The sequence below is a fragment of the Pseudomonas migulae genome (assembly GCF_024169315.1).
GTDB classification, from domain to species: Bacteria; Pseudomonadota; Gammaproteobacteria; order Pseudomonadales; family Pseudomonadaceae; genus Aquipseudomonas; species Aquipseudomonas migulae_B.
In genome coordinates this window covers 2,000,486-2,021,704 of sequence record NZ_JALJWR010000001.1, presented here as the reverse complement: position 1 = coordinate 2,021,704, position 21,219 = coordinate 2,000,486, and the positions used below count along the sequence as shown (strand labels likewise).

General features: G+C 61.5%; 20 protein-coding genes. 13 read left to right on the top strand and 7 right to left on the bottom strand.

The features are described from left to right. Positions 1-54 precede the first annotated feature (54 nt). The 6 genes from J2Y86_RS09245 to qhpG all read left to right on the top strand — a co-directional run bounded on the left by J2Y86_RS09245 (position 55) and on the right by qhpG (position 8,395). Complete coding sequence (locus J2Y86_RS09245; protein WP_253430053.1) at positions 55-1,284, top strand: Zn-dependent hydrolase; 1,230 nt, start codon at positions 55-57, stop codon at positions 1,282-1,284. 161 nt (positions 1,285-1,445) lie between these two features. Beyond that, positions 1,446-2,471: a histone deacetylase family protein gene (locus tag J2Y86_RS09240; protein ID WP_253430050.1), complete on the top strand. Its 1,026-nt coding sequence runs from the start codon at positions 1,446-1,448 to the stop codon at positions 2,469-2,471. Between the two features lie 348 nt (positions 2,472-2,819). Then, positions 2,820-4,724: a sigma-54-dependent Fis family transcriptional regulator gene (locus tag J2Y86_RS09235; protein WP_253430047.1), complete on the top strand. Its 1,905-nt coding sequence runs from the start codon at positions 2,820-2,822 to the stop codon at positions 4,722-4,724. Then, the gene (locus J2Y86_RS09230; RefSeq protein WP_253430045.1) at positions 4,724-6,442 is read left to right on the top strand and encodes an ABC transporter ATP-binding protein; all 1,719 of its coding nucleotides are present in this window, start codon (positions 4,724-4,726) and stop codon (positions 6,440-6,442) included. The genes J2Y86_RS09235 and J2Y86_RS09230 overlap by 1 nt, the downstream gene beginning before the upstream one ends. Further along, positions 6,432-7,109, top strand: a complete 678-nt coding sequence (gene qhpE, locus J2Y86_RS09225; RefSeq protein WP_253430042.1) for a subtilisin-like serine protease QhpE — start codon at positions 6,432-6,434, stop codon at positions 7,107-7,109. The genes J2Y86_RS09230 and qhpE overlap by 11 nt, the downstream gene beginning before the upstream one ends. After that, positions 7,106-8,395, top strand: a complete 1,290-nt coding sequence (qhpG, locus tag J2Y86_RS09220; RefSeq protein ID WP_253430039.1) for a flavin-dependent monooxygenase QhpG — start codon at positions 7,106-7,108, stop codon at positions 8,393-8,395. The genes qhpE and qhpG overlap by 4 nt, the downstream gene beginning before the upstream one ends. Positions 8,396-8,518: 123 nt before the next feature. Here qhpG and J2Y86_RS09215 read toward each other — a convergent pair whose 3' ends face one another. Next, a complete protein-coding gene (locus tag J2Y86_RS09215) occupies positions 8,519-10,009 on the bottom strand; it encodes an aldehyde dehydrogenase family protein (RefSeq protein ID WP_253430035.1) in 1,491 nt (496 codons plus the stop codon). A 231-nt stretch (positions 10,010-10,240) separates the two neighbouring features. Continuing rightward, positions 10,241-10,963 (bottom strand): hypothetical protein, encoded by a 723-nt coding sequence (locus tag J2Y86_RS09210; RefSeq protein WP_253430033.1) that lies wholly within the window; start codon positions 10,961-10,963, stop codon positions 10,241-10,243. A 188-nt stretch (positions 10,964-11,151) separates the two neighbouring features. Between J2Y86_RS09210 and J2Y86_RS09205 the strand changes: the two genes are divergently transcribed. Beyond that, positions 11,152-11,406 (top strand): DUF1652 domain-containing protein, encoded by a 255-nt coding sequence (locus J2Y86_RS09205; protein ID WP_253430030.1) that lies wholly within the window; start codon positions 11,152-11,154, stop codon positions 11,404-11,406. 48 nt (positions 11,407-11,454) lie between these two features. Here the strand turns inward: J2Y86_RS09205 and J2Y86_RS09200 are convergent, their stop codons facing one another. Then, complete coding sequence (locus tag J2Y86_RS09200; protein ID WP_253430028.1) at positions 11,455-11,811, bottom strand: hypothetical protein; 357 nt, start codon at positions 11,809-11,811, stop codon at positions 11,455-11,457. A 345-nt stretch (positions 11,812-12,156) separates the two neighbouring features. Here J2Y86_RS09200 and peaA point away from each other — a divergent pair, with 345 nt between their 5' ends. From peaA to peaD, 4 genes are all read left to right on the top strand, one after another. Further along, a complete protein-coding gene (gene peaA / locus J2Y86_RS09195; RefSeq protein WP_253430024.1) occupies positions 12,157-13,737 on the top strand; it encodes a quinohemoprotein amine dehydrogenase subunit alpha in 1,581 nt (526 codons plus the stop codon). Between the two features lie 81 nt (positions 13,738-13,818). Beyond that, positions 13,819-15,249, top strand: coding sequence for a quinohemoprotein amine dehydrogenase maturation protein (gene peaB / locus J2Y86_RS09190; protein ID WP_253430021.1), 1,431 nt, complete (start codon positions 13,819-13,821; stop codon positions 15,247-15,249). A gap of 1 nt (position 15,250) precedes the next feature. Beyond that, a complete protein-coding gene (qhpC, locus tag J2Y86_RS09185) occupies positions 15,251-15,574 on the top strand; it encodes a quinohemoprotein amine dehydrogenase subunit gamma (protein ID WP_008027961.1) in 324 nt (107 codons plus the stop codon). A gap of 23 nt (positions 15,575-15,597) precedes the next feature. Continuing rightward, positions 15,598-16,716 (top strand): quinohemoprotein amine dehydrogenase subunit beta, encoded by a 1,119-nt coding sequence (peaD, locus tag J2Y86_RS09180; protein WP_253430018.1) that lies wholly within the window; start codon positions 15,598-15,600, stop codon positions 16,714-16,716. Positions 16,717-16,846: 130 nt separating this feature from the next. Here peaD and J2Y86_RS09175 read toward each other — a convergent pair whose 3' ends face one another. Then, entirely contained in the window at positions 16,847-17,248 is a 402-nt protein-coding gene (locus J2Y86_RS09175) for a lysozyme inhibitor LprI family protein (protein ID WP_253430015.1), read from the bottom strand. Positions 17,249-17,489: 241 nt separating this feature from the next. Between J2Y86_RS09175 and J2Y86_RS09170 the strand changes: the two genes are divergently transcribed. Beyond that, positions 17,490-17,978 carry an SRPBCC family protein gene (locus tag J2Y86_RS09170; protein WP_253430012.1) on the top strand — a complete coding sequence of 163 codons (489 nt, stop codon included), beginning with the start codon at positions 17,490-17,492 and terminating at the stop codon, positions 17,976-17,978. A 149-nt stretch (positions 17,979-18,127) separates the two neighbouring features. On the opposite strand, the gene J2Y86_RS09165 is transcribed toward J2Y86_RS09170, so the two are convergent. Beyond that, the gene (locus tag J2Y86_RS09165; protein ID WP_253430010.1) at positions 18,128-18,343 is read right to left on the bottom strand and encodes a hypothetical protein; all 216 of its coding nucleotides are present in this window, start codon (positions 18,341-18,343) and stop codon (positions 18,128-18,130) included. Between the two features lie 233 nt (positions 18,344-18,576). Continuing rightward, positions 18,577-19,272 (bottom strand): isonitrile hydratase, encoded by a 696-nt coding sequence (inhA, locus tag J2Y86_RS09160; RefSeq protein ID WP_253430008.1) that lies wholly within the window; start codon positions 19,270-19,272, stop codon positions 18,577-18,579. Positions 19,273-19,362: 90 nt separating this feature from the next. On the opposite strand from inhA, the gene J2Y86_RS09155 reads away from it, so the two are divergent. Continuing rightward, positions 19,363-20,346 carry a GlxA family transcriptional regulator gene (locus tag J2Y86_RS09155; RefSeq protein WP_253430004.1) on the top strand — a complete coding sequence of 328 codons (984 nt, stop codon included), beginning with the start codon at positions 19,363-19,365 and terminating at the stop codon, positions 20,344-20,346. Here J2Y86_RS09155 and J2Y86_RS09150 read toward each other — a convergent pair. Further along, positions 20,315-21,217 carry an alpha/beta fold hydrolase gene (locus tag J2Y86_RS09150; RefSeq protein WP_253430002.1) on the bottom strand — a complete coding sequence of 301 codons (903 nt, stop codon included), beginning with the start codon at positions 21,215-21,217 and terminating at the stop codon, positions 20,315-20,317. The genes J2Y86_RS09155 and J2Y86_RS09150 overlap by 32 nt on opposite strands. Between the last annotated feature and the right edge of the window lie 2 nt (positions 21,218-21,219).

Sequence of the window (21,219 nt, the reverse complement as noted above, 5' to 3'; positions counted from 1 at the left end):
CTTGCCGGCTCCTGCAAATCACCGTTTTTCAGCTGGATTTTCGTGGAGTGATTTATGTTGAAGATTAATGGCGAACGCCTGTGGGCGAGTCTGATGGCCATGGCCGAAATCGGCGCCACCGCGCGTGGCGGCAGTTGCCGTCTGGCCCTGAGCGATGAAGACAAGGCCGGTCGCGAACTGTTTGCCCACTGGTGCCGCGAAGCCGGCATGACCCTGAGCGTGGACGCCATCGGCAACCTGTTCGCTCGCCGCGCCGGCACTGATCCCGACGCCGCGCCGGTGATGATGGGCAGCCACCTCGACACCCAGCCTGAAGGCGGGCGCTTCGACGGCGTGTACGGCGTACTCGCCGGCCTGGAAGTGGTGCGTTGCCTTAACGACCTCGGTATCCAGACCCGCAAACCGCTGGAAGTGGCGGTGTGGACCAACGAAGAAGGTGCGCGCTTCACGCCGGCGATGTTCGGCTCGGCGGTGTTCACCGGCATCATGCAACTGGACACGGCGCTGGCGGTGCGGGACATCGATGGCATCAGCGTCGCCGACGAATTGCAGCGCACCGGTTACGCCGGTGAGCGTCCGTTGGGCGGCGCGGTGGATGCGTATTTCGAAGCCCACATCGAACAAGGGCCGATCCTCGAAGACAACGCGAAAAGCATCGGCGTGGTCAGCGGTGGTCAGGCGATTCGCTGGCTCGACGTGCGGGTCGAAGGCATGGCCGCCCACGCGGGCACTACGCCGATGCCGCTGCGCAAGGACGCCCTGTATGGCGTGGCGCGGATGATCCAGGCGATTGAAGATCTGGCCACCGATTTCGCCCCCGAGGGCCTGACCACGGTCGGTGAGTTGAGCATCAACAAATCGTCGCGCAATACCATTCCGGGACTGGTGAATTTCACCGTCGACCTGCGTCATCATCGCGACGAAGCCATCGAGGCGATGGAGCAGCAGGTGCGCGCGCGGCTGCAGGTGATTGCCGATGGGCGCGATCTGAAACTGACGATCACCCCGCACTGGATCAGCCCGGCGACACCGTTCGACGCGGATTGCGTGGCGGCGGTGCAGCAAGCGGTGGACGCGCTAGGCTACGCTCAGCAATCGATTGTCAGCGGCGCCGGGCACGACGCGATTCACCTGGCGCGGTTCTGCCCGACGGCGATGGTGTTTATTCCGTGCGTGGGTGGCTTGAGTCATAACGAAGCGGAAGACGTGCTGCCGGAAGATGTGCGGCAGGGTACGGATGTGTTGCTTAACGCCGTGCTGTCCCGCGCCAGCATTGCCAACTAAGGAACAGGCTGCAAACACAAAACCTGTGGCGAGGGGATTCATCCCCGTCCGGCTGCGAAGCCGTCGCAAAGTCAGTCGGCGCGTCATGCAGGAAGATTTTAGGGCTGCTGCGCAGCCCAACGGGGATAAATCCCCTCGCCACAACTGACAGGTATCAACCTATGCGCAGTTTTTTCCATCCCGAGCAATTGCTCCATCATCCACGCAGTTACTACTCCCGTGGGCAGATGCGCACGCCGCAGGAAGTACCGGAGCGCGCGCAGCGACTGGTGCAGGCGTCTCACTCACTGGGTTTCAAAGTCGAGCAACCGGCCGACGCGGGGCTTGAGCCGCTGCTGGCGGTGCACGGTGCGCCGTACCTGGCGTTTTTGCAGGAAGCGCATCAGCGCTGGAAGGAAATCCCTGAAGATTGGGGCGACGAAGTGATGTCGAACATCTTTGTCCGCGAGCCCAACGCCCTGCGCGGGATTCTGGCTCAGGCGGCCCGCTATCTTGCGGACGGCAGTTGCCCGGTGGGCGAGCAGACCTGGCGTTCGGCCTATTGGTCGGCGCAAAGCGCGGTGGCCGGGGCGCAGGCGCTGCTTGATGGCGAACCGGCGGCTTACGCGTTGTGCCGTCCACCGGGGCATCACGCTCGAGCGGAGGCGGCGGGTGGTTTCTGTTATGTGAACAACGCGGCGGTGGCGGCACAGGTGCTGCGCAGCGGGTTTGAAAAAGTCGCCGTGCTCGACACCGACATGCACCACGGACAGGGAATACAGGAGATTTTCTACGACCGCGATGATGTGCTGTATGTCTCGGTGCATGGCGATCCGACCAACTTCTATCCGGGGGTTGCCGGGTTTGAGGATGAGCGCGGTGTCGGGGCGGGTGAAGGGTTCAACCTCAACTTGCCGATGGCGCATGGCGCGAGCGAGGCGGACTTTCTCGAGCAACTGGACGTGGCGCTGTCAGCGGTGAAGGATTTTGGCGCGCAAGTGCTGGTGCTGTCGTTGGGCTTCGATATTTTCGAGCTCGATCCGCAGAGCAAAGTGGCGGTGACGCGAGAAGGGTTTGCACGGCTGGGTGAGCGGATTCGAAGCCTTGGGTTGCCGTGTCTGATTGTGCAGGAGGGCGGGTATCACCTGGAGAGTCTTGAGGATAATGCGCGGGCGTTTTTTGTGGGGTCCGACGTGTGGCAGATCTGAGTTGTGTGGTGTCTGACAGGCCGCTTTCGCGGGCAAGCCCGCTCCCACAGTGTTCGAGTCGGACCGTCTGTTTGTGAACGACGCTGGAGCTGTGGGAGAGGTGTGGAATCTCTGATTCTTTTGGGGACCGGGAGGCCGCCTTCGCGGGCAAGCCTCGCTCCTACAGGATTGAGTTGAACGAAAATATTTCGTCCGGCAAATTACCTGTAGGAGCGTGGCTTGCCCGCGAAGAACGATAACGCGGTGCAACGGATGAAACACACTTGCCATCGCCCTGACGTTAACGTAAAGATTGCGGCAGGGCGCTGAACTTAAAAGAGCGCAGGGCGGACCGATCCGGAGCGCTTGATGACGCTGATAAAAACAACTTCCCCCAAGCTGCACCGCGAAGCCCGGCTGGCCCGGGAAAAACTCCATCTCGAGGGCGAAGTGCCCGATGGCGTGTTGCGGGCAGAAATCGATGCGTCATGGCGGCGTAGCCTCAGTCATGGCGTGCATTTCAACAGCAAACATGAGCTGACGCTGGAATCGAGCGCGAGCCTCGATGTGCTGCTGTCGAGCAATCGTCTGCTGATCGACGCAGCGTTGCCGGCCATCGATTACCTGGCCGAGCGCCAGGGCAAGGAAGGGCTGGTCATCCTCGCCAATTCCGACGCCACCATTCTTGCCGTCGAAGGCCGTGCCGATCGCCTCAAGGGCAGTGGCCTGCAAGACATCACCCTCGGCGCCTGCTGGAGCGAAGCCGCTCGCGGCACCAACGCGCTGGGCACTGCGCTGGTGGAAGCCCGGCCGACGATGATCGATTGCGGCGAGCATTACCTCGATCGCCTGACCGACTTCTCCTGTACCTCGGTGCCGATTTATTGCCCGCAAGGCGACATCCTCGGCGTCCTCGACCTGACACGCGAAGGCCCGCTCGGCCGCGTCCACGACAGCACCGCGCTGCTGGCGATGGCCGTCAGCCAGATCGAAAGCCGGGTATTCAACGCCAGTTTCCCCGACCAGATCGTCCTGGCCTTCCACAGCCGTCGGCAATACCTCGAATCCCCTTGGCAAGGCTTGCTGGCGGTGAGCCTCGGCGGACAGATTCTCGCGGTCAGCGCCCAGGCCTGTCAGCTGCTCCACGCCGAGCGCTCGGCGCTGGTCGGTCGCCGTTGCGAGGAGTTTCTTGGCGTCGATGGCTTGCAACTGCTGTCGCGTTTGCATCAGGGCGGCGTCGGCAGTCTGCAGACGGCCAAAGGTGAATTTTTCTACAAAACCCTGCGCGCGCCGCAACGTTCGATCAACGTCAGCACACCGCCGCGCAGCCCCGCGAAAACCGCTAAACCGCAACCCGACCTCGACGCCCTGGCCGGCAGCAATGTCCGTTATGCCCGGGCCTTGCGCATGGCACGCCAAGGGCTGGCCAACGAATTGCCGGTGTTGTTGCTCGGCGAAACCGGCACCGGCAAGGAAGTCATTGCCCGCGCCTTGCACATGGCGGGCAGTCGTTGCGACAAACCCTTCGTCGCGGTGAACTGCGCGGCGATCCCCGAGGGCCTGATCGAGTCGGAACTGTTCGGCTACCGCGAAGGCGCGTTCACCGGATCCCGACGTGGCGGCATGGTCGGGCGCCTGCAACAGGCCCACGGCGGCACGTTGTTCCTCGACGAAATCGGCGACATGCCGCTGGCGTTGCAGGCACGCCTGCTGCGCGTCTTGCAGGACCGTAAAGTCGCGCCGCTGGGCGCCGGCGAAGAACAGGACATTGATGTCGCCCTGATCTGCGCCACCCACCGCGACCTCAAGCGCCTGGTCGAAGAAAAACACTTTCGTGAAGACCTGTTCTATCGCGTCAACGGCATCAGCGTGATGCTGCCGGCGCTGCGCGAGCGGGACGATTTCAGCGGGCTGGTCAGTCGCCTGCTGGCCCGACTCGATGCGCCAACCATGGTCCTGCATGACGATCTGAACCGCCTACTCGCGGGCTATCACTGGCCGGGCAACATCCGTCAACTGGAAATGGTGTTGCGCACCGCGCTGGCCATGCGTGAGCCGGGGGACACGGTGCTGACCCTCGACCACTTGCCCGACAGCATGCTCGACGAACTGAACGCCAGCGAACGCCCCGCGTCCGGGAGTATTCGCGAAAACGAACTGGAGCTGATTCGCCAGTCCCTGGACAGCCATCAGGGCAACGTCTCGGCCGCCGCCGACGCCCTGGGCATCAGCCGCGCGACCCTGTATCGCAAGCTCAAACAGTTGCGTTCGTGATGCAGCGCCTGATCGTTCGGCTGATCGACAGCCAGAACCCCGAAGCCCTGCAAGCGGCGCTGCGCTGGCTCTACAGCTTTGTGCGCCCGCATCGTCTGGCGATTGCCGGGCTGCTGGGGTTGTCGGTCTGCGCTTCGTCGCTGGTGCTGGTGCAGCCCTGGCTGACCAAGCTGTTGATCGACGATGGCTTGCTGGCGCGCAACTTCCCCATGCTGGTGCTGATCGCCGGGCTGATGATCGTCGCCGGGCTACTCGGCACGGCGCTGTCGGGGATCAATCGTTACCTGCACACGCGGTTGTCCGGGCGGATTCTGTTCTCGCTGCGCGATGACCTTTATCGGCACCTGCAAACCCTGTCGCCGAGCTTCTACGGTCAGCGGCGCATCGGTGATCTGATGTCGCGCCTCGATGGCGATGTCGCCGAAATTCAGCGCTTCGCCGTGGACTCTCTGTTCTCGGCGGTGTCGAGCGTGATCGGCCTGGTGGTCGCGGTGGCGATGCTGTTGACCTTGTCGTGGAAACTCTCGCTGCTGGCGCTGGTGCTGATTCCCCTCGATGTGCTCTGGCTGCGCTGGATGCGACGCAAGGTCGAGCGCGATGTGCGCCAGTTGCGTGAGCGTTCGGCGGACATGTCGTCGTTCATGGTCGAGACGCTGCCGGTGATGAAATTCATTCAGTCGGCCGGCCAGCAGCAGCGTGAGTCGCGCCGGCTGGAGGCGCTGGGGCAGGGCTATATGAGCCAGTTGCTGCGCCTGCAAGTCACCGAGTTTTTCACCCAGGCGGTGCCGGGCACGTTGACCTCGCTGTCCCGGGCCTGTGCGTTTTTGATTGGCGGTTACTGGGTGGTGCAAGGGACGTGGCAACTGGGTGCGCTGATCGCGTTTTCCACTTATCTGGGGATGGCCGTCGGACCGGTGCAGAGCCTGCTCGGACTCTATGTCGCGATTCAGCGGATGACCGTCAGTCTCGGGCGCGTGATGGAATTGCGCGGTGAAGAACCGACGGTGCTGACCCCCGTTGAACCCACGCCGATGCCAACCTCCGGCGAACTGCGTTTCGACGACGTGCACTTCAGCCATCCCGGTCGCCCGACAACGTTGCGCGGCATCGAGGCGCGCATTCCCTACGGTTTGAAAGTCGCCCTGAGCGGCGGCTCCGGGGTCGGTAAATCGACGCTGATCGACCTGTTGCAGCGGCACCACGATCCGCAGTCCGGCCGGGTCTTGCTGGGCGAGGTCGACCTGCGCGAACTGGACCTGTTCCAGTTGCGCCGGCGGATTGCCGTGGTCAGTCAGGACATCGTGCTGTTTCGCGGCAGCCTCGCCGACAACCTCGCCTACGCCGTGCCCGACGCCAGCCGCGAAGCGATTGCCGAAGTGGCGCGGCTGGCACAACTCGACAGCCTGATTGCCTCGTTGCCCGAAGGCCTCGACAGCCCGTTGGGCGAGCGCGGCCAGCAGTTGTCCGGCGGCCAGAAACAACGCATCGCCATCGCCCGGGCACTGTTGCAGGACCCGCTGATTCTGGTGCTGGACGAAGCGACCTCGGCGGTGGATGAAGCCACCGAGCGTGAAGTGATCGAGGCCATCGACCGACTGTTTGCCGGGCGCACACGCATCCTCATCAGCCATCGCCCTTCAACCCTGGCCGACGCCGATCTGCGCTTCGAATTGCTCGACGGCGTGCTCACCTCGAGAACGGTGCCGCATGAAGCCTGAACTGCGAGTCGGTGTGGTGGACAGCGGTCATTCGGCGGCGCAGCGGGTGCAGGTGATCGCGGGGCGCCGTTTCTCGTTGCTGGCGGACGGACTGGCCGAAAGCGCTTTGCGCGATGATCCGCTGGGCCACGGCAGTGCGGTGATCGAGGCCATCGGCCGGCGGGCACCTTCGGCGGTGTTCTGCGTGGCTCAGGTGTTCGATCAGCGTGGCGTCACCAGCGCCTTGCAGATTGCCACGGCCATCGACTGGCTGGTGGCGCAGGACGTGCGGCTGATCAATTTGAGCCTCGGGTTGCGTCAGGATCGCAGCCTGTTGCGCGAGGCGTGCGCAGCGGCGGTGGCGCGGGGCATTTTGCTGTGTGCCTCCAGCCCGGCGCAGGGCGAGGGTGTGTTCCCGGCGAATTATCCACAGGTGCTGCGCGTCACCGGTGATGCACGCTGCGCCGAACAGGAATGGTCATGGCTCAACAGCGCCCAGGCGGATTTCGCGGCGTGCGTGCATGGGACGTATCCGGGGCAGTCCGGTGCCAGTCTGGGCTGCGCGGCGTTGAGCGGGCACATTGCGGGTTTCCTGGTTGCACAACCCGAGGCGAGCAACGCGCAGGTCATCGACTGGCTGCGGGAAAACGCCCGGTATCGCGGGCCTGAACGGCGTTTCGGTGCATGATTCTGATACTTGGCGCCGGGCCGGCGGGTGCGGCGGTGGCCCTGGGTTTGAGGCGGCTCGGTTACCCCGTGACGCTGGTCAGCGAGTGGCGACGGTTTGCTGCGCTGGAGGGCGTTTCCATCCGGGTGCTGGAGGCCCTGCGCGGTGCCGGTCTGCATCACGCGTTGGCGGATGCGGCATTGCCGTCTCAGCGGCAGGTGTCGTGGAACGGTCAGCAGCATGCGCAAAACATCGAATTCCTGCTGGACCGCCCGAGCTTTGATCGTGGTTTGCGCGAGGATTTGCGCCTCGCTGGCGTTGAGCTGATCGAAGGTCGGATACTGAGCGTCCAGACTTCTACAGCGGGGCATCGGGTCGAGATTGAAGGGCACGAAGCGCTGGCAGCCAATTTTCTGGTGGAGGCACGCGGACGTCAGGCGCCGGCGCTCGGCAAAGGCCTGCGTGGCCCGGAGACGGTCAGCCTGCTCAATCGCTGGCAAGGCGCACCGGGCGACACCGCCAGCGCCGTGGAAAGCCTTGAGGATGGCTGGGCGTGGATGGCGCGCCGGGCCGACGGGCAATGTTACTGGCAGTGGACAGTGGACGTGGCCAGCGCGCACTTGCCGGGCAAGGCGCGGTTGCTCGATTACTGTCGCCAGCGGCGCCGGGACTCCACATTGGCGCAGGCATTTTTTGGCGGCGTTCCTGAGGTCGATCTACAGCTGCATGCCCGCAGCAGCACTGCGATTCTGAACCCGCAGGTGTGTGGTGAAAACTGGATTCGGGTCGGCGATGCGGCGATGGCGGTGGATCCGCTGTCGGGCAACGGCATCTTTCAGTCCTTGTCCTCGGCGTTGCAGGCGCCGACGGTGATCAACACGCTGTTGCGAAAACCGGAGCGGGCGGCGTTGGCCCAGCGTTTTCATCAGCAACGGGTGGAGCAGTTGTTTTTGCGGTTTGCGCGGATCGGGCGGGATTTTTATGCCGATGAGCAGCGTTGGCCGGATCAGCCGTTCTGGCAGGCGCGGTGGCAGTGGCCGGATGCGCAGGTGGCGCATGCCGAGGCGGATTTTGCAGCGCTGCGGATTGAGCGGGCACCGGTGCTGAAGGATGGGTTTGTGGATGAGGCTGAGGTGGTGATCACGGCGGATCAGCCGTTAGGGATCTGGCATGTACAAGGGGTTGAATTGGCGCCGTTGGTGCGGCGGTTGCAGACCGAGCCGGCCGGGCAAGTTTTGGCGGGATTGACGGTGGAGCAGGGGCGGGTGGTTCGGGGTTGGTTGTTGGCTCAGGGGTTCAAGCCCTGAAAGCTCCTTTGCCTGGGCCGGCCTCTTCGCGAGCAAGCCCGCTCCCACATTGGATCTGTGAACGACACAAAACCAATGTGGGAGCGGGCTTGCTCGCGAAGGCGGCCTAACGGTCGCCGATGACTACAACTTGATCAACACCGATTTCAATTCGGTGTAATGCTCAATCGCCGCATACCCCATCTCACGCCCGACCCCCGACATCTTGTACCCGCCAAACGGCAACGCCGGGTCCAGCGCACTGTGGCAATTGACCCACACCGAACCCGACTTGATCCGCGGAATCATCCGGTGCACCGCCGCCAGATCATTCGACCAGATGCTCGCCCCCAACCCATAAGGACTGTCATTGGCCATGCGCAACGCATCGGCCTCATCATCAAACGGAATCGCCACCAGCACAGGGCCGAAGATCTCCTCCTGCACCAGCGAATGCTTCTGATCGACATCGACGATCACCGTCGGCTTGACGAAGAATCCCGGTCCGAATTGCTCGCCGCCGCAGGCGATGGTCGCGCCACTTTCCCGGCCCTTTTCGATGTACCCGTAAACCCGTTCCTGCTGCCGCGCGGAGATCAGCGGCCCCATTTCCACGCTCGGGTCCAACCCGTTGCCGAGCTTCATCGCGTTGGCAATGTCGGCGATGTCCGCCACCACATTGTCGAAATGCTTGCGCTGCACATACAGCCGCGAACCGGCACAGCACACCTGGCCCTGATTGAAGAAGATCGCACTGGCGGCGCCCGCGGCGGCGGTCTTCAGGTCGGCATCGGCCATGACGATAGTCGGCGATTTACCGCCCAGTTCCAGGGTGACGCGGGTCATGGAGTCCATGGCGATCTTGCCGATCTGCTTGCCCACGGCGGTGGAGCCGGTGAAGGTCAGCTTGTCCACCAGCGGGTTGTGGGTCAGGGCTGAACCGGCAGTGATGCCAGTGCCGGTGACCACGTTGAACACACCTTCGGGATAGCCGGCTTCAAGTACCAGTTCCGCGAGTTTGAGTGCAGTCAGCGGGGTTTCGTCGGCGGGCTTGAGCACCACAGTGCAACCGGTGGCCAGGGCCGGGCCGAGTTTCCAGCAGGCCAGCAGTAACGGAAAGTTCCAGGCGACAATGGCACCGACCACGCCCACTGCTTCGCGACGTATGAAACTGTGGAACTGATCGTTGGGCATCAACGGCAACGACACTTCAACACTGGAGCCTTCGATCTTGGTCGCCCAACCGGCCATGTAGCGCAGGAAGTCGATGGACAGTTGCACGTCCATCACTTGGGCCACCGCCGCGCCCTTGCCATTGTTCAGGCATTCCAGTTGCGCGAGCAGTTCGGCGTCGCGTTGCATCAGGTCGGCGAGTTTCCACAGCAGGTTCTGCCGCTCGCGGGGGCGGGTGCGGGTCCAGGCGGAATCATCGAATGCATGGCGGGCGGCGAGTACCGCCCGGTCAACGTCTTCGGGCGTGGCCCGCGGCACCACGCACAACACGTCGCCGGTGGCGGGGTTGTGCAGGGGCATGGTCTGGCCGTCGGCGGCCTCGACCCAGTCGCCGCCGATAAGCATGCGCGGGGCGCGCTGGATGAACGCCGAGGTGGCGGGAAGCAGGTAGGGGAGCGTCATGGCGAGGCCTCTTGTTGTTCGTGAGAACGAGGCTTTCGCAATGGCTGTGCCAACTGTTCGCATGGGCCGAATCGCCCTTTGGCGGCGGGCGCGGGATGAGGTCCGGGGTCGACAGGACCTGACGCTTTGTCGCAAATCGCGACGGCGCCTGAGATTCAAGAGACGGGTTTTTCAGCCCGGGCCGATGATGCGGCCTGAGCTGATTCGGGCAATCCGCGCCTGTTGTCGTAATCAGGCCGTCACGTTGACCTTGTTGCGTTCGGACAACATCTGCGCTTCCGTCGCCTGCGTCATCCGTTCGCCTTTACTCCACAACTGGCTGGAGAAGAAGCCGTTCAGGGTTTCAGCGTTTGGCACCGAGCCTTTCTTGAGGAACAGGGCACCCAGATCGATGGTGCTGGCGAAGTTGCCCTTGTTCAGGTTGTACCCGCCCACGTAGCTGCCACCCCAGACGGAGTCGGCGGCCACCAGGTCGATGGAGGCGTCGCGGTAACTGCTCGCTGCACTTTTCAGCGAACTGGATGCATTCAGCAGGTTGTTCAGCCGATTCAGGTCGGAAGAGCTGAGCTGGCCGGAGGTGTTGAGGGCTTTGAGCTTTCCATCCGCTTCAATGGTGAAACCGAATTTTTTGTCGGCGAGATCCGGATAGGCGTGGGCCAATGCAGACTGGAACTCTTCGAAAGAGAATTTCAGCGATTGATGGGCGTTTTTGTGTCGTTCGGCAACCTGCGGGAAATCCGGTGACCGGGATCGGCCGATCCAGGTCTCGATCGATTCCACGGTCGGACTGGTTGCCGGAGCTTCATCGCTTGGATGGTAAATCGCCGCCGGATTGATGTTGACCGCTGTTTTCTGCAGGTCTTCAGTCAGGGCTTTCGCGGTCAATGGTTGGCTGGACTGGCTCAGCTGAGCGGCCGATGGCTGGATCAAGGCAGAGTTTAAAGAAATTGCCATGTCGTCATTCCCTTAACGTTTGGTGTAAGCAGGTTATCGACGAGTAGCACAGAAACTTGAACGCCGAGACGACGAGCAACCGGGTTGCGCCCTTGAGCCCTCCACTTTTGGGGAATAGAATTTTCAGGCTCGGTGGTGAAATGACGGAGCATTTCCCCTGCTATGTCTCTGGCGTAAGGGAGGTTGCGATGTTTCTTTCAACCCTTGAAATCCAAAACATCATCGAACACAGTTTTCTGCCCGCCGTCTGCACCTGCAGCATGGAAGCGGACCAGTCCCTGACGATCCGGGTCTGCGACTGCATGACCGGCAAAGTAGATCTGGTTGCCACACACGTTCCCCTGTGGACGCTGGACAGTCCCCATGCCATCGCCACGCTGGTGGCGGACATGCGCCAGGAAATCGAGGCGCACAAGAGCATTCATCCCACCTATTCGATCTGAACCGGCGATAAGCCGCACCGTGTAACCGGTGCGGCTCGCGCTGAGCAATCAGGCAGCTATTTTCCGGTAAATCTCGTCGAATGTGTTGCCATCCACGGCAGCCAGCAATTTCCTGTCGTCCTTGAGCGTGGCCAGAAACGTCACTTCGGTTTCCTTCCCGGCCAGCATGAAGCCGGCAATCGCGCCGATGGGGCCCAGCAGCATGGCACCGGCGACGCCGAAGCCGATGGCATCCTTGATATTGTTGATCGAATCCTCGTTGGCGACTTCCACGCTTTTGAACGAGGTGAGTGGCAGGGTGATACCGGGCCACGGGTGAAGCGACGTTCTCAGGGTGAAAACGCCGTCTGTGTACTCTCCGTCACCCTGCAGAAAGTCCCCCGCGAGGACAGTGATGCTTGCCACGGTGTGACCCCCTGACTGGCAATTGGTGAACACTTATTTCGCCCCCGCACGGGACTGTCGTCAATCGTCGGGCGATGAGCTGTTCCGGCGATGGCATCTATGCTTGTCTCAGACTGCAACACCTGTCGCGATATTAGACGCAGACGCTCTCGATCAGACAGGGCCAACCGCAGTCAACTTCACGCAACCGCTTGATTAAAAAGCCAATCGGTAAGCTGGCACGCTCCGTGTATTGCTCATCGCAGACGTTTCTCTTGCCTCCGTCTGCGGTGCGCCGCCGGCGGCAGAAACCATAAAAACGATAAGCCACAAAAATAAGAAAGCACCGTGCGAGGTTCGACGTTGATGAAGAGAAAACTCCGATCAGGCCTGAGCGTCAGTCTGCTGGCCGTGGCCGCCTGTGTGGCGCTGCATTCGCCTTATAGCCTGGCAGCCCGCGACGCCCAGACCATCCTCAAGGAAACCTGTCAGGGCTGTCACACCCCCGAAGCCGATAGCGCCCTGAGCCGCATCAGTCACCAGCGCAAAACGCCGGAAGGCTGGCTGATGAGCATCGCCCGGATGCAGACCATGCACGGTTTGCAGATTAGCGATGATGACCGTCGCACGCTGGTCAAATACCTGGCCGACACTCAAGGACTGGCGCCGAGCGAGACCGATGGCGTGCGGTATGCGCTGGAGCGCCGGCTCAACACCGTGGAAAAATTCGACGACCAGACCAGCCAGATGTGCGGCCGCTGCCACTCCGGCGCGCGGGTCGCCTTGCAACGGCGTCCGGCCCAGGAATGGGATCGCCTGGTGAACTTCCACCTCGGCCAGTGGCCGTCGCTGGAATACCAGGCCCTGTCGCGCGACCGCGACTGGTTCGATCTGGCTCGAAAAGAAATGGTGCCGCTGTTGGCCAAGCGTTATCCGCTGGACAACCCGGCCTGGAAAAAATGGCAGGCCACCGCGCCCAAAGCCGAGGCGCTGGTGGGTGACTGGAGCTTCAGCGGACACCTGCCGGGCAAAGGTGAACTGGCGGGGGTAATGAGCGTGAGCGCCGATGGCGACGACACGTTCAAGGTCAGCGTCAAAGGACAATACGCCGACGGCACGCCGTTCAATGGCGACGGCAGCGCGATTCTCTATACCGGCTACGAATGGCGCGGCAACGTGAGCATCGACGGCGTGACCATGCGTCAGGTGTTCGCCGCCCAGGGCAATGCCATGCAGGGGCGGATGTTCGAGGCCGAGCACGATGAGCGCGGTCTGGACTTCGTCGCCGCCAAGCAGGGCAGCAGTCGTTTGCTGGCGGTGCAGCCGGGTTATCTGAAGGCTGGCGTCGAGTCTGAAGTGACCCTGATCGGCAGCGGTCTCAGCGGCAAACCGAACTTCGGCAAAGGCGTGGAAGTGGTCGAGGTGGTCGAGCAAAGCGCGGATCGCATCAAGGTCAGACTCAAGGCCGCCGCCAACGCCCAGCCAGGCCTGCGCAACGTCACCGTCGGCACGCTGAAAGGCCCGACCCTGTCGGTCTACAGCAAAATTGCCGAAGTCAAAGTCGTGCCCGAGTTCTCGGTGGCGCGGATCGGCGAGGGCGGTGGTTCGACGCCGAAAGTCCAGGGCCGTTTTGATGCCGAAGCCTGGGGCAAGGGCGCCGATGGCAAGCCGTATCGCATCGGTGTGTTCCCGGCGCAGTGGTCGGTCGAAGCTTTCGACGATCGCGCCAAGGAAGACGAAGACGTCAAGTTCGCCGGCACCATGCAGGCCGACAGCGGCGTGTTCACACCGGGCGATGCCGGGCCAAACCCGCAACGCAAAATGTCCACCAACAACGCCGGCAACCTCAAGGTGATCGCCGCCGTCGACGATGCAGGAAAATCCCTGACCGGCGAGGGCCACATGATCGTCACCGTGCAGCGCTGGAACAATCCACCCATTCCGTGAGTTGACTGAAATAAACGTCTCCAGACACTTTTTCGGAATGACCGCAGGCCCCGTAGAACGGGGTTTGCACAGGAGGTTGCAATGGGCGCTATTTTGAATCTGGTTGAGCGGAACCTGCACGAAGTGCACGTCGATGCCGACCGCATGCTGTTTCACATACCCAGCAGTTCGCTGTTCGCCAGCGATGAGCTGACCGGCACTATCATCGACACGTTGCGTGGTCCCGGCTGTTCGTCGGACGACCTGATCCAGCGCTTGTCTTCACGCTTCAACGGCGAAGAAATCACCGAGACCTTGCGTGAGCTGATGTCCCTGGAACTGGTCAGCGACGGTTCGCCGCTGACCCCGGATATTGGCACCAAGCGGGTCGAGCGCACCGCGATCAACACCGTGGTGCTCAACGTCAACACCGGCTGCAACCTTAGTTGCACCTACTGCTACAAGGAAGACCTCGACAAGCCGTCGGCCGGCAAAAAAATGGACGTTGAAACGGCTATTGCGTCAGTGGAAATGCTGCTGCGTGAATCCCCGGATGAAGAACGCTTCACCGTGGTGTTTTTCGGCGGCGAACCGCTGAGCAATCGCAAGCTGATCGAATACATGGTCGATTATTGCGAGAAGCGTTTCCGCGAGGCCGGCAAGTTCGTCGAGTTCGTCATGACCACCAACGCCACGCTGCTCACCGAAGAGACCGTGGACTATCTGAATGCCCACCGTTTCGGGCTCTCGGTCAGTATCGACGGACCGAAAACCGTGCACGACCGCAACCGCATCACCGTGGGCGGGCAGGGCACGTATGACGTGGTGCGGCGCAAGGCCGAGATGCTGCTGTCGCGCTACAACAGCCGCCCGGTCGGCGCGCGAGTGACCCTGACCACCGGCGTCACCGACGTCGAAACCATCTGGGATCATCTGTTCAACGAGCTGGGGTTTGCCGAAGTCGGTTTCGCTCCGGTGACCTCCGGCGACATCAGCACCTTCAACCTGACCAGCGACGAGCTGATCGAAGTCTTCGCCAGCATGAAACGCCTCGGTCGGCGTTACCTGGAAGCGGCACTGGAGCATCGCAACATCGGTTTCTCCAACCTGCACCAGTTGATCACCGACATCCATGAAGGCCACAAAAAAGCCCTGCCCTGCGGTGCGGGCCTGAAGATGCTGGCAGTGGATCACAAGGGCGAACTGAACCTGTGCCATCGCTTCACCGGCTCTTCGCTGCCGACCTTCGGCAACGTGCACAGCGGGGTGAAACAGGTTGAGCTGAACGACTTCCTGTCCCAGCGCCTCGACCGCAGCAACACCGGTTGCGAGGACTGCCAGATCCGCAACCTGTGCTCCGGCGGCTGCTACCACGAGAGCTACGCCCGTTACGGCGACCCGACCCACCCGACCTATCACTACTGCGAACTGATGCGTGACTGGGTCGACTTCGGCATCGAGGTCTACACCCGGATCATGGCCCACAACCCTGCGTTTATCAGCAGCTACATCACTCCGCGCAAGGCTCACTGATATGAAACATCTCAAGGCAATCAATAACAAAGCGTTGAAACTCGATGAAGCCGCGGCCGAAAACCGCATCGAAGAAGTGGTGGCGATGAGCTCTGTCGCGGGCTGTGCCTCGACCACCGACCCGGGTTGGGAAATCGATGCGTTTGGCGGTGTGTCGTCGCTGTGCCAGCCGATGGAAGCTGACCTTTATGGCTGTTCCGACCCTTGCTGGTGGCCGGCCCAGGTGCCGGACATGATGAGCACCTACCCGGACTGGAACAAGGATGCCCAGGCGTCCAACGACAACTGGCGCAACCTTGGCACTGTCTTTCCAAAAGACAAGTGATCGGACAAAAGAAGGATTCCAGCATGCACAGCATCAAAGCCTGCGGCCTGGCCGCGTTCGCCGTCCTGAGCGTCTGTTCGTTCAACGTTCTGGCCGATGAAAACACTGCTTTGCAAGACGGTCACGAGTACATGGTGACCACCAATTACCCGAACAACCTGCACGTGCTCGACCTGGCCACGGACACCCTGTTCAAGACCTGCAAGATGCCGGACGCCTTCGGTCCGGGCACGGTTCAGTTGTCTCCGGATCGCAAGACCGCCTACGTGCTGAACAATCACTACGCGGACGTCTACGGTGTCGAACTGGACAGCTGCAAACAGGTGTTCCACGCCAGCATCACCCAGAAGCCGGGGGAGAAAGCGAAGTCGATGTTCGCCTTCACCCTCAGTCATGACGGCAAGGAACTGTTCGCCATTGCCAACCCGACGTTGATGCTCAATGACCGCTACGAAGTGCAGCAGCCGCGGCTGGATGTCTACGCCACGGACGCTGGCCTTGACGCCAAACCGGTGCGCAGCTTCCCGGCGCCACGGCAGCTGACCATCATGCAGAGTGGTGACGACGGCACGCTTTATGTCGCCGGGGCGGACGTCTACAAGGTCGATGTGAAGACCGGCAAGTTCGATGTGCTGATCCCCAGCCGTCACTGGAAACGGGCCAACTACAGCGCGCCGGACGTGCTCTACGTGTGGAACCAGCAAACCTATCGCCATGACTTTTCGCTGCTCTACACCGCGGCGAAATTCAAGGACAAGAAGCAGGATCCCGCCACCGCCGAGTACCTCTACGGGCTGTTCAGCATCGATCTGAAAACCGGCAAGACCGAAACCACCGACTTCGGCCCGCTGACGGAAATCTACTTCAGTGGCATGCGCTCGCCGAAGGATCCGAACCTGATGTTCGGCGTGCTCAACCGCCTGGCGAAGTACGACATCAAGGAAAAGAAAATGCTGCAGGCGGCGACGCTGGATCATTCCTACTACTGCATTTCCTTCAACAAGGACGGCAGCAAGATTTACCTGGCCGGGACGTTTAACGATGTGGCGATTTTTGATCCAGAGAGCATGAAGCAGATCGGCAACATTAAATTGCCGGGTGGGGATATGGCGATTACCACGGCGCAGATATTTGTCCGGTAACGGCGGCGGCTGATCTGCCGCCTTCGCGAGCAAGCCCGCTCCCACATTCGACCGAGTTCTTTCAGAAAGAATGCGATGAAATGTGGGAGCGGGCTTGCTCGCTAAGAGGGTATCGAAAACGCTAGATAATTTATTGCCCGGGCACCGGACAACTCAAATCCCCCTCCTGACACTTCAAGTAAGTCTTGAAAGCTTCCACCCGCGCCTTGGTCAGGTCCGTGATGCAATTGCTGTAGATCAACGGATAAACACTCCCACCCTCAACCCCGGACGCAGAGAACTTGCACTCGGCATCCCGAAACCCGATCCACGCCCGCTGCGCGCCAACCAACAGCTTCTTGCTGTCGGGACTGCCCTTCAAACGCTCGGTGATCTGCTGGTAAAGCGCATTCAACTCCTTGTCCGCCGCCTTGTTCTGCTGCGCCGCACATTGATTCATCGTGGCCTGGTCGGTGGCGTTGTCGCAATCGACGGCATGGGCAACGGTGGTGAACAGCAACGGCGTCAGCGCCAGGAGCAAGCGTGGATGCATGGGGATTCTCGCTTTGACTGGAAAAGTTGAGGTGCAGTGTAGCGAAGCCTCGATCGCTTGCGGTGGCGCTGGAAGCCCTGAGCAAGTGGTCTGCGTAAGCCTCGATGTCCTCAACCCCGAACTTTGGCGCGGATGTACGGCCGAATATTTCAGGTAGGGTTGATTGAGAAACCCGATTGATACAACTTTAAGGTTGGTCTTGTGGTCTTACAGGCCTACTGTTCATTACAGGAGGTGACATATGAACCCAGCATCAGATCGCATCGAAAGGAAGATCCTGCTTAAAGCGCCGCGCTCGCAGGTCTGGCGTGTGCTGGCCAACGCCGAAGCGTTCGGGCAGTGGTTTGGCGTGGCACTGGAAGGCAAGCGTTTTGTCGCCGGCGAATGGACTCAGGGGCAGATTACTTACCCCGGTTATGAGCACTTGCTGTGGAATGTCCTGGTGGAGCGAGTCGAGCCGGAACGCGTGTTTTCGTTTCGCTGGCACCCCTATGCCGTCGAGCCGGAAGTCGACTACTCCCAGGAGCCCACCACGCTGGTGCTGTTCGAGCTTGAAGACATGGATACCGGCACCTTGCTCAAGGTCACCGAGTCCGGTTTCGATCACATTCCCCAGGCGCGGCGGCTCAAGGCGTTCCGTATGGACAGCCGTGGTTGGGATGAACAGATGAGCAACATCGAAGAATTCTTGAAGACCGGCACCAGGGCTCGTGAGCATCAGTCAGAGTAATGGCCTGCAGGTCCCGGAACTCGCGGCTTCCAGGCACGGCACCTGAGGTATCTAAGGGTTTTCGGAAGGGGTGGTATAGCGAATGTCTTACACGCGATGGTAACTATGTCGCCTGTTGCAGATTGGATCCGATGCGTAATCTAGCTTCATCAACCGGCGCACAGGAAGTGCTCCGGGATCAAGGATGATCGGCCATCAGCAAGGAACGCTATCGACAGGGAGTCGACATGGTCTTGGGAAAAACCCGCTTCGGCGGGTTTTTTTTTGTCTGCTGAAAAGTAGACCATGTCTTTGTGCGAGCGAGCCTCTGTGGCGAGGGGATCGCACACACTGTGGGCGTGCAGATTCGGGTCTTTGATGGTCAATGGCTTACACCAGCGCGCGGGTATGTCGTCTGTTTACGCTTCAACAATGTCGTTAATCTGGATCAATCAACTGAGTCGCAGGATGCACTCAGGATCACGGATGATCGACCATAGGCCTGGATGGCCGCTGACAGGATGTCGCAATGGTCTTGAGAAACCCGCTTAGGCGGGTTTTTTTGTGGGCGATGGAAAGTCCCCGGTGAAGCCGGACGCTGGCTGCACCGAGGAATGGATCAGCGTACGGATGCCTGATCGAGCTTCGCCGCCACACGCTCGGTGATTTCCGAACGCAATTTCAACGACCCGGCAGCCCGTTTCCGCGCATCCTCCAGGACGCTGACCGGCGCAGTCTCGGGACAGCCCGAAGCAAACGGCGGCGCCGGAGCGTATTCCAGCTGCAACTGCACCAGCTGCGCCGTGTCTTTATCGAACAATTCGGCGGCCAGGGTCAGGGCGAAATCGATGCCCGCGGTGATCCCGCCACCGGTCAACAGATTGCCATCGCGCACTACCCGATCCTTCACCGGGATCGCACCCAATGGCGCGAGCAATTCGTGATACGCCCAATGAGTGGTCGCGCGTTTACCCTTGAGCAGACCCGCAGCGCCCAGTACCAGCGCTCCCGTGCACACCGAAGTGACATACCGCGCATGGGCCGCCTGAGCCTTGATGAATGACAACGTTTCTTCATCTTCCATCAACGGCCCGACACCGCCGCCGCCGGGAATGCAGATCACATCCAGTGCCGGGCAATCGTCGAAGGTGACGGTGGGTTTCAGCACCAGGCCGGTGCTGGCGGTGACCGGCATCAGGTCCTTCCAGATCAGATGCACCTTCACGTCCGGCAGTGAGGCGAGCACGTCGTATGGGCCGGTCAGGTCCAGTTGCTGAACCTGCGGGAACAACAGAAAACCGATCTGCAACGTCATGGTGTTTTTCTCGTGAAGTGGGTGGACGGCTTCACTCTAGGCTCGTAGGATTTGGCGCATACGCCATTTACCCCACGAATTACGCCAAACATGCCCAAGACCATTCATGTGCTCGCGTTCGCCAACGTGCAATTGCTCGACGTCACCGGGCCGTTGCAGGTGTTCGCCTCGGCCAACGACATTGCCCGCCAGAAAGGTTTGCCGCCGCCTTACGCGCCGACGGTGATTGCCCACGACGGCGGGGCGGTAATGTCGTCGGCGGGGTTGGCGCTGTTGGCCGAACCGTTGCCCGGGCAAGGCAGCGACACCCTGATCATTGCCGGCGGCTGGGGCGTTTACGCGGCGGCGGAGGATGCGGCGCTGGTGGCCTGGGTGCGTGAGCATGCGGCGGGATGCCGTCGGGTGGCCTCGGTGTGCACCGGGGCGTTTTTACTGGCGGCCAGTGGCTGGCTCGATGGCCGTCGGGTGGTCACGCACTGGACCCGTTGCGAGCAGCTGGCGCAGCGGCATCCACGGTTGCGGGTCGAGCCCAATCCGATTTTCATCAATGACGGCCCGGTGTGGACCTCGGCCGGGGTCACTGCCGGCATCGACCTTGCGCTGGCCATGGTCGAAGAAGATTTCGGTCGCAACATGGCGCTGGCAGTGGCGCAGCAGTTGGTGGTTTTCCTGAAGCGGCCGGGCGGTCAGTCGCAGTTCAGCGTGACCCTGTCCTTGCAGAAGGAAGGCAGCCGATTCGATGACCTTCACGCCTGGATCAGCGAACATCTCACCATGGATTTGGGCATTCCTACCCTGGCCCTGCAGGCCGGCATGAGCGAACGCAGCTTCGTCCGCCACTACCGCGCCGATACTGGCCAGACACCTGCGCGGGCCATCGAACTGATTCGGGTCGAAACAGCGCGACGCCTGCTCAGCGACACCGGCGTACCGATCAAACGGGTCGCGGTGCAGTGCGGGTTCGGCAGCGAAGAGACGCTGCGCCGCAGTTTTCTGCGGGCCATGGGCGTGACACCGCAGGCTTATCGCGAGCGGTTTTCCGTCAGCGCTCCAGCAGATCCAGTAATGCCCTGATCGTTGCTTCGGGCGCTTCTTCGGGGATGTTATGCCCGACGCCTGCCAGCATGCGCCGCTCGTAGTGGCCGGTGAAATGGTCGATGTCGTCATCGATTTCCGCTGCGGGTCCCACGCCATCGTCGGCGCCGCACAGGGAGATCGTCGGAACGTTGATCGGCGGTTGTCGGGTCAATGCCTCTTCGATCGATTCCAGTGCCGGATCGCCTTCGACATACATGAAGCGATGGCGATAGGAGTGAATCACGACGTCGACAAAATCCGGGTTATCGAATGCCGAAGCGCTAAGCGGGTATCGCTCAGGGCCTTCGGCCCAGGTCGGTGACCACAATGTCCACAGCAATTGGCACAGGGCGCGGCGATTTTCGGTCAGGCCTTCAACGCCGCGCGGGGTGTGGAAGTAGTACTGGTACCAGAGCCGATGCTCGGTTTCCGGGTCCCGTGGCCGGGTGGAACGGGGAATGTCCTGAAGGTTGTAACCGTCACCGGTCACCAGGCAACGAACCCGCTCCGGCCACAGCGCCGCGACAATGCACGCCGCCCGACCGCCCCAGTCGTAACCACAGAGGGCTGCTTGTCTGATGTTGAGTGCGTCCATCAGGTCCAGCAAATCCTGGGCGAGGGCGGCTTGTTGACCGGAGCGCAGCGTCTCGGCGCTGTTGAAACGGGTAGGGCCGTAGCCACGCAGGTAGGGAACGATGACGCGATAGCCCTTCGCGGCGAGGACTGGCGCGATTTCATCGTAGGCGCGGGGCGAGTAGGGGAACCCGTGGAGGAGGATGACCGCTTCGCCGGTGGCGGGGCCATGCTGTTCGTAAGCAATTTTCAGATGCGCAGTCAGCGCAAAGTTGAGCAGTGCGTCATTGTTCATCC